Raw genomic sequence first — 6,922 nt, forward strand, 5'->3', positions numbered from 1 at the left:
CGAGAACCTAGCATGGCAGCGGACGTGAGTCTGCAAAAACCAAATTAATTTGTGATTTTGAGCAGGGTTAATCCCCTTTTGATGCATTCACAGGCTTGAATTTCCAAATCCACTCGACAGGACAAATGAACGACAGGCCTCGGAGATTTCGCGAAACCGCGCTCTTTCCCTGACATAAAGATACACTTCGCGCCTGTCCGGCAAATCCGAAATCGGACGAAAGGCAACTGCGTCCGGGATGAATTGCGCGACGGTCTGCGGCAGGACCGTGATCCACTGGCCTGCCCTGACAGTCGTGATCAGGGAATGCGTGTTGTGAATGGTGACCTCGGCCCTGTCCAAAATCTCTCGGAAAGGCGCGGACTCGATAAAGTCACACAAGGCGTTTCGCACGAAAGGCTGAGCCACCAGATCGCAAATGGCTGGCGGTTCCGCCCGTGTCATCAGCGGATGATCGGACGCTGCAACCAAGCCGAAACGGTCCTGAAACAGCGGCTCTGCACTGATCCCGTTCAGTGGAAAATGGCCGGACGCTATGCCGATATCAGACGTGTCCCCGGCGACCGCATCCAGAACCTGCTGCGAATCTCCGTCGCGCAGCTCGATCTTCAGGCCGGGAAAGCGAGACGTCATATGATCCAGCAGGGCAGGAAACACCAACGCCCCCACGGACGGCACGGATACGATACGGATCAACCCGTGCTCGGCCTGTGCCGCCAGTTCAATATTCTGAACGGCCTGGTCAAAATCCCGCACCTGTTTGAGCGCAAGCTCAAGAACTTGCTGACCCAGCGGTGTAAGGTGGTTTTTCCGTTCGCCTTCAAACAGTTTCTTGCCAAGATGCTCTTCGAATTGTTTCAACATCATTGAGACCGCGGATTGCGTGCGGCCCAAACGGCTGGCTGCCTCGGCAAGATTTCCGGTTTGGGCCACGGTGCAAAAGCACCGCAGCATTTCAATTTTCACGGCCATGCTTCAATCTTTCTGAAGTTTTCTAAAGTTATTTGAGTTTGACTGATGTCGCCGGCAAGTTCCATCCTTTCGCAAACTGAAATTTGCGAATTTGGGGCCCGACGTGACCAAACTGAATCTGATTGCCGGCGAATGGCTGGCTGGCGAAAGCGAAATCGAAAACCGCAACCCATCGGATCTGAGCGATCTGGTCGGCATGTTCGCGCAGGCCAGTGCTGATCAGCTTGAGACAACGCTGGATCAGGCGCGCGCGGCCCAGGTGGAATGGGCGGCTTATGGGTTGGAGCGCAAGCAGGCCGTGCTGAACGCCATCGGCAACGAACTGATGGCCCGCGCCGAGGAGCTCGGCACTCTGCTCAGCCGTGAAGAAGGAAAACCGCTGGCCGAGGGCAAGGGCGAGGTCTACCGCGCCGGTCAGTTCTTCACCTACTATGCGGCCGAATGCCTGCGACAGATCGGTGAGAATGCCGATTCCGTGCGCCCGGACATCGAAATTGACGTGCGCCGCGAAGCTGTTGGCGTGGTTGCCATCATCAGCCCGTGGAACTTCCCTACCGCGACGGCTTCGTGGAAGATCGCCCCGGCGCTTTGCTATGGCAACGCGGTTGTGTGGAAGCCCGCCAACATCACCCCTGCCTCGGCCGTGGCCCTGACCGAAATCATCGCGCGGCAAGACATCCCCAAGGGTCTGTTCAGCCTGGTGATGGGCTCGGGCCGTTCCATCGGTCAACGCCTTGTGGAAAGCCCCAAGGTCAATGCGATTTCCTTCACCGGATCGGTGCCCGTGGGCAAAGGTATCGCCGCCGCAGCGATCCAGAACCTGACCAAGGTGCAGATGGAAATGGGGTCCAAAAACGCGCTGGCCGTGATGGACGATGCCGATCTGGATCTGGCGGTGACGCTGGCGCTGGGCGGGGCATTCGGCGGCACCGGTCAGAAGTGCACGGCTTCGTCGCGTCTGGTCGTCCACGCGGGCATCCATGATGCCTTCGTCGAAAAGCTGGTGGCCGGTGCACAGGCGATGAAAGTCGGCCACGCGCTGGAGGACGGCGTTCAGATGGGTCCGGTCGTCAGCCAGCAGCAGTTGAATGAAAACCTCGCCTATGTCGATCTGGGCAAATCCGAAGGCGCCGAGCTGGCCTGTGGTGGTCAGCGGCTGGAGATGCCCCATGACGGTTTCTACATGTCGCCGGGGGTGTTCCTGAACACCACCAACGATATGCGCATCAACCGCGAAGAAATGTTCGCACCGCTGACCAGTGTCATCAAGGTCGGCAGCTATGACGAGGCGCTGAGCGTCGTGAACGACACCAATTTCGGCCTGACCTCGGGCATCGTGACCAAGTCGCTGGCTCGCGCAACCCATTTCCGCCGCAACGCACGCACCGGCGTGGTGACGGTGAACCTGCCCACCGCAGGCACCGATTACCACGTGCCATTCGGCGGTCGGGGTGACAGTTCGTACGGTCCCCGCGAACAGGGCAAAGCAGCAGCCGAGTTCTACACGACCGTCAAAACCGCCTATATCAGCGCCGGCCCCGTCTGATGCGGATCGACGGCCTGCAATATGCCAACTGGTCGGAAAAGATCTTCCGCCAGCTGCGCGAAGGGGGCGTGGACGCGATCCACGTCACCATCTCCTATCATGAGAATTTCCGCGAAACGGTTCTGAATTTCGAGAAATGGAACCGCTGGTTCGAGCAATATCCGGATCTGATCATGAAAGGCCGGTGGGCCAGCGATATCGACACGGCCCGTAATACGGACCGAACCGCCGTGTTTTTCGGGTTTCAGAACCCATCGCCCATTGAAGACGATATCGGGTTGGTCGAAATCCTGCACGATCTGGGCGCGCGGTTCATGCAACTGACCTACAACAACCAATCCCTGCTGGCGACCGGTTGCTACGAGGCCGAAGACACCGGCATCACCCGCATGGGCAAGCAGGTCATCAAAGAGATGAACCGCGTGGGCCTTGTGGTCGACATGAGCCATTCGGCGGACCGTTCCACGATCGAGGCGGCTGAAATCTCGGACCGGCCCATCGCGATTACACACGCCAATCCGCACGAATGGTCCCCGGCCCTGCGCAACAAGCGAGATGACGTCATCCGCGCTGTAACGGAAAAAGGTGGGATGCTGGGCTTTTCGGTCTACCCTCACCACCTGAAAGACAAGTCCGATTGCACGCTGGAGAGCTTCTGCGAAATGATCGCCCGCACTGCTGACAAATACGGGGCCGAACATCTGGGGATCGGCACCGACCTGTGTCAGGATCAGCCCGACAGCGTCGTGGAATGGATGCGTGTGGGGCGTTGGACAAAAGAGATCGACTATGGCGAAGGCTCGGCCTCGGCGCCGGGATTCCCACCGATGCCGGGTTGGTTTCAGGACAACCGGGACTTTGGCAACATCGAAAAAGGGTTAAGCGCGACCGGCCTGAACGATGACGAAGTGGCCGGGATCATGGGCGGGAACTGGTATCGGTTCTTTGCCGAGAACTTCGTCCCACAAAGGTAACCAAATGGAACCACACGCGCAGACAGAGATCGCCAGACGTGACCCATCCACGGTCATGCGGCTGTCACGTTTGGGATCGTTGCACCAATGTCGGCTCAGCTTTATGCGGCAGCTGACGCGTCGCATGGCCGAAGAAAACTGGAGCTTTTCGCGCCCCGCGTTCGAAATTGACAACAAGGGTGTGGGCCATGCGGTCTATACCGCGCAAGGCCCCGATCGGGCCTATTCGCTGGTCGCCTTTGCCCATGACCTGCCGCCCGAACAACGATCGGACCGGGTGATTGCCGAGGCCTGGGATGCCACCTTTACCTTGTTTGACGGCATTCCAACGGCGGACGATATCGACCGTCTGTCGCAGAATGTTCCTTTGCAAGAAGCCGGACGCGTCAGCGAAGCCGAACTGTCCCTGTCGCGGGCGAACCGTTCCGTGCGGCTTTGGGCTCATGTGGTGGATCAGCTTGCTGCGGGACGGCAACCCGACCTCGAACAGATCTACAAGGTCGGCTATCTGATGCGGACCACGGCCGTTTATGGTTCGGGCAAATTCGGCGCGGCGGACCGCGAAAAGACAGCCGGCCGGTCCGAAGTCAGCGGTCCGTTCCAGATCGAGATGCTGTCGGTCTATCTGACCCGCGCCTTTGTGCGCGATCTGGTACAGCACATGGCATGGGTCAAAGGCCGAGACCAGACCGCAGAGCTTGATCCGGACATCGCGCGCTGGCTGGGTATCGGGAATTCGACCGGCCTGGGTATGGCACCGTTCATCGTCAATCACCCGGTACTGTTCAACAACTGGATCATAGTGCGCGAGGAGGCGATCTCGCGCGTTCGGTCCATTGATGTGGCTTCGGCGGATGAGGCACGTGTCTTTTGCGATGTCTTTGCACGCTGCAAACAGTCAATCGCCTGGTGGCGATCTGAACACCCGGTGCAGATGGAAAAGCTGGCGGCGCTGAATTCGGATCTGCAAGAAATCGAAAAATACCTGGCCAAGGATGATCTGACACAGAATCACCCCTGGAACCGTCTGATCCTTTGGTCCGAAACCGCGCTGACCGAAGAAGGTCAGGAGCTGCTGGCCTCTTTGATCCTTGAACCTTACGGCGCGCTTGTTGACGGGCTTGCGAGCTGCATGGCAGACACCGACGCCTCTGCACAGGTGATTGATGGGACCATGCCGGTATCAGCGGTGCGTGCGTTGATCCGGAACAGCTTTGATTGGGCTTTGAACCTTGATTGGGCCGCCGCCGAAAACTGCGCGCGGGCCTGGTACGTATCCGAAGAAAAGCTGGAACCCCGGCTGGGCGAGCGGTTCGAAGAGCCGATCTCGGATTATGAACAACCTCTTGCACCGGCGCGGGATGCAACCTTGGCTTTCGAAGCGTTGCAGAACTGGCCAGATGACGCTCCGATAGCAGAGTTTCTGTTGCGCCATCCGGAACACCGCCACAGCGTGCGCCGCGCGCAAATCAGCCGTATCGCTCCGTACGGTGAAATTCGAGACAACACGATCAGCGCGCAGGTGATGCCCATTGATATGCTGCGCGCCAAACTGTCCTTCTTTGGGGCGACGCATTTCGACCCGCGTTCGGATCGGTGGGTGCGTATCTGCATGTATGCGGGCGCGCCCTACCCGGAAGAGCTGAACACCGCGAACGCCGATCTTTGGATTTATCCGGAGGTTGTGCAATGACCTTCTCGTTGAACGAAGTGGAAGCCACCGCCAAACGCGCAACCCGTGGGGCTGGATATGCCTGGGGTGTGGCGGAGGAAGCCGCGAAAGCAACCCGATGGCTGTGCGTCCAGGGGTTTGACGGGCCTGCGATCCTGGCCCAGTTGCTTGAGCAGGAATTTGCGCCCCACCTGGAACATCACATCCCAGAGGCCCGGGACGGCATGTGGTCCGGCGCCCGGGATCTGTGCCCCCTTATGACCGGATCGGCATTATCCGATTTCCCGAACGCCCTGTCGCAGGGCAAAGTTCTGATTTCCAATGTTGCCGCACCTCTTCTGTTACTGCCCTTTGTCGCCACCATGGCGAAAAAGCGAAAATCGACTGTGGAAATCACTTTGGACGGGGTTTCCACGACCACTGATGGTGTTCATCTCAGCTGTGAAGATTTCGGAATGGAGAGGGCAAATCGCGTCGGGATAACCGAAACCGGCCGCATCAGACCCACCCGTTCCTTGCACAGCCGCGCTGACCCGGATCCGGGGACGTGGCAATTCCTCAACACTGTGGCGCATCGCACCTATGCCCCCGCAACTGAAGAATCCCGGCTGCTTGGCGCTGGTTCAGGCTTGTCAAACAACGATTGAAGGACCACCCGATGACCGAAACCAGAACCCTCTCGCTTGCCGAAATCGAAGAGCTGTCATTCAATGCGCTGGTTGCGGCCGGCACAAGCGAAGAAAACGCGCGCCCTTTGGCTGTTGCCACAGCCGCGACCGAAGCGGACGGCGTGGCCAGCCATGGGCTGGCGTATATCCCGATCTATTGCGAGCATGTTCTATGCGGCAAGGTGGACGGCCAGGCAAAACCCGCCCTTGAAACCCCGCGTCCGGGCCTCATCCGCGTCGATGCCAAAACCGGGTTTGCACATTCGGCCATTGATCTGGGTTTCGAGGCGCTGATCCCTGCGGCACAGGAACAGGGCATCGCCGCATTGGCGATTACAAACAGCTACAATTGCGGTGTGCTGGGCTATCACACGTATCGGCTGGCCCAGGCAGGGCTGGTCGGATTGGGGTTCACCAATGCGCCAGCATCCATCGCACCTTCGGGCGGATCGAAACCTGTCGTTGGGACCAATCCGTTCTCGATCGCTGCACCGGGAACAGATGGTCAACCCGCACTGCTGATAGATCAGAGCGCCAGCACCATCGCCAAAAGCGAAGTGATGAAGCATGCAAGGGAAGGCAAGGCCATTCCCGTCGGATGGGCGCTGGACGCTGACGGCAACCCGACAACGGATCCTGACGTTGGACTGAAAGGCAGCATGGCCCCCTCGGGCGGCTACAAGGGCGTGGGTGTTGCTTTGCTGACCGAAGTCATGGCCGCAGCCCTTACCGGATCGACACTTGGGTTGAACGCATCGCCTTTTTCCGGAACGGCCGGTGGCCCCCCGAAGACGGGGCAGTTCTTCATTGCGATTGATCCCGTGGCGTCCTCCGCAGGTTTGTTTTCAAATGCCATGGCAACTCTGGTTGAGTCGATCAGATCTCAGGACGGCGCGCATCTGCCAGGTGATGGCCGCCGCAAAAGCCGGCTTTCGTCAAGCAAAGCGGGAGTCGCAGTGAACTCCGCAACCCTGTCAAAGATTGAAGCAATTTTGGGCTCTGGCTAGGTCAGGACCCATAACCAGTAAATTACGGTTGCCGCGAGTGCGATGGCTGATAGGAAGACCTTGGGACAACGGTCACAGCGTGT

At 58.9% G+C, this 6,922-nt stretch carries 6 protein-coding genes; 5 read left to right on the forward strand and 1 reads right to left on the reverse strand.

The window, feature by feature from the left end; all coding sequences use genetic code 11:
* Nucleotides 1-87: 87 nt before the first annotated feature.
* Nucleotides 88-972, reverse strand: a complete 885-nt coding sequence (locus tag GOW04_RS19455; RefSeq protein ID WP_171233696.1) for a LysR family transcriptional regulator — start codon at nucleotides 970-972, stop codon at nucleotides 88-90.
* Between the two features lie 103 nt (nucleotides 973-1,075).
* Here GOW04_RS19455 and GOW04_RS19460 point away from each other — a divergent pair, with 103 nt between their 5' ends.
* The 5 genes from GOW04_RS19460 to GOW04_RS19480 are packed head-to-tail and all read left to right on the forward strand — an operon-like array spanning nucleotide 1,076 to nucleotide 6,839.
* Nucleotides 1,076-2,518 carry an aldehyde dehydrogenase family protein gene (locus GOW04_RS19460; protein WP_171233697.1) on the forward strand — a complete coding sequence of 481 codons (1,443 nt, stop codon included), beginning with the start codon at nucleotides 1,076-1,078 and terminating at the stop codon, nucleotides 2,516-2,518.
* Nucleotides 2,518-3,492 (forward strand): membrane dipeptidase, encoded by a 975-nt coding sequence (locus GOW04_RS19465; protein ID WP_171233698.1) that lies wholly within the window; start codon nucleotides 2,518-2,520, stop codon nucleotides 3,490-3,492. Before GOW04_RS19460 ends, GOW04_RS19465 begins: the two co-directional genes overlap by 1 nt.
* A 4-nt stretch (nucleotides 3,493-3,496) precedes the next feature.
* The gene (locus GOW04_RS19470; protein WP_171233699.1) at nucleotides 3,497-5,185 is read left to right on the forward strand and encodes a hypothetical protein; all 1,689 of its coding nucleotides are present in this window, start codon (nucleotides 3,497-3,499) and stop codon (nucleotides 5,183-5,185) included.
* Nucleotides 5,182-5,811, forward strand: a complete 630-nt coding sequence (locus tag GOW04_RS19475; RefSeq protein WP_171233700.1) for a DUF3726 domain-containing protein — start codon at nucleotides 5,182-5,184, stop codon at nucleotides 5,809-5,811. The genes GOW04_RS19470 and GOW04_RS19475 overlap by 4 nt, the downstream gene beginning before the upstream one ends.
* Nucleotides 5,812-5,822: 11 nt before the next feature.
* Nucleotides 5,823-6,839: an Ldh family oxidoreductase gene (locus GOW04_RS19480; protein ID WP_171233701.1), complete on the forward strand. Its 1,017-nt coding sequence runs from the start codon at nucleotides 5,823-5,825 to the stop codon at nucleotides 6,837-6,839.
* The last annotated feature ends 83 nt before the right edge of the window (nucleotides 6,840-6,922 follow it).

Source organism: Ruegeria sp. HKCCA4812 (genome assembly GCF_013034245.1).
In the GTDB taxonomy this organism is placed as follows: domain Bacteria; phylum Pseudomonadota; class Alphaproteobacteria; order Rhodobacterales; family Rhodobacteraceae; genus Ruegeria.

What these genes read in the sequence shown, in the direction of transcription:
- GOW04_RS19470 (WP_171233699.1), top strand. Translation starts at nt 3,497, where the DNA reads ATGGAACCACACGCGCAGACAGAGATCGCCAGACGTGACCCATCCACG.
- GOW04_RS19475 (WP_171233700.1), top strand. Translation starts at nt 5,182, where the DNA reads ATGACCTTCTCGTTGAACGAAGTGGAAGCCACCGCCAAACGCGCAACC.
- GOW04_RS19465 (WP_171233698.1), top strand. Translation starts at nt 2,518, where the DNA reads ATGCGGATCGACGGCCTGCAATATGCCAACTGGTCGGAAAAGATCTTC.
- GOW04_RS19455 (WP_171233696.1), bottom strand. Translation starts at nt 972, where the DNA reads ATGGCCGTGAAAATTGAAATGCTGCGGTGCTTTTGCACCGTGGCCCAA.
- GOW04_RS19480 (WP_171233701.1), top strand. Translation starts at nt 5,823, where the DNA reads ATGACCGAAACCAGAACCCTCTCGCTTGCCGAAATCGAAGAGCTGTCA.